Raw genomic sequence first — 1,137 nt, forward strand, 5'->3', positions numbered from 1 at the left:
GAAGGTGTTCGACAAGCCGCTGCCTAACAGCGAACCGAAGCTGCGGGAGCTGTTCGACAAGCTCCGGGCCAAGCACGGGACCGTGCTGATGGTCGTCGACCAGCCGGCTTCCATCGGAGCCCTGCCCCTGGCAGTCGCCCGGGATGCAGGCTGCCAGGTCGCCTACTTGCCCGGACTGACCATGCGGCGGATCGCCGATCTTTACCCTGGTGAAGCCAAGACCGACGCTCGCGACGCGTTCGTCATCGCGGACGCTGCCAGAGCAATGCCCCACACCCTGCGGGCGGTCGATCCCGCCGATGAGACGGTCGCCGAGCTCGCCATGATCGCGGGCTTCGACGACGACCTGGCGGGCGAGTCCACCCGGATCGCCAACCGGCTCCGCGGCCTGCTCACCCAGATCCATCCGTCACTGGAACGGGTCCTTGGCCCACGGATCCAGCACCCGGCCGTGCTCCGGCTGCTGGACCAGTTCGGCTCACCCGCCCAGATCCGCAAAGCCGGAAGGCGACGACTGGTCACGCTGATACGGCCGAAGGCACCACGGATGGCCGAGCGGCTGGTCGAGGACATCTTCACCGCACTCGACGAACAGACCGTCGTCGTCCCGGGCACCGACGCAGCCGCGCTGATCGTCCCCACCCTCGCCAGTTCCCTCCAGTCAGTCCTTGACCAGCGCAAACTCCTCGCTGCAAGGATCGAAGAACTCCTGGAGGCCCACCCTCTTTCCCAGGTCCTGATCTCGATGCCCGGCATCGGGATCAGGACCGCAGCCCGCATCCTCATCGACGTCGGTGACGGCAGCGGCTTCGCCACCGCCGGCCACCTCGCCGCCTACGCAGGCCTGGCACCCGTGACCAGGAACTCCGGCTCCTCCATTCGCGGCGAACATCCCTCACGACGCGGCAACAAGCAGCTCAAACGGGCCTTCTACCTCGCCGCGTTCGCCTCGCTCTCCCAGCCCGAGTCCCGTGCCTACTACGACCGAAAACGCCGTGAGGGGAAACACCACGTCGCAGCCCTCGTCGCACTCGCCCGACGCCGCATCGACGTCCTCTACGCGATGCTCCGAGACGGCACCTTCTACCAGCCACCCACCCCGGCTACAGCTTGACGAAGCCCATAGAGGCACCTTTT

Annotated in this window: 1 protein-coding gene; it reads left to right on the forward strand. The window is 66.9% G+C overall.

Annotated features, from left to right (window positions below):
- Window positions 1-1,114, forward strand: a 1,114-nt coding sequence (locus ACFYW5_RS38005; protein WP_389421702.1) for an IS110 family transposase, incomplete at its 5' end; no start/stop codon positions are given.
- Window positions 1,115-1,137: the final 23 nt, after the last annotated feature.

The sequence above is a fragment of the Streptomyces sp. NPDC002779 genome, assembly GCF_042888685.1.
Taxonomy (GTDB): domain Bacteria; phylum Actinomycetota; class Actinomycetes; order Streptomycetales; family Streptomycetaceae; genus Streptomyces.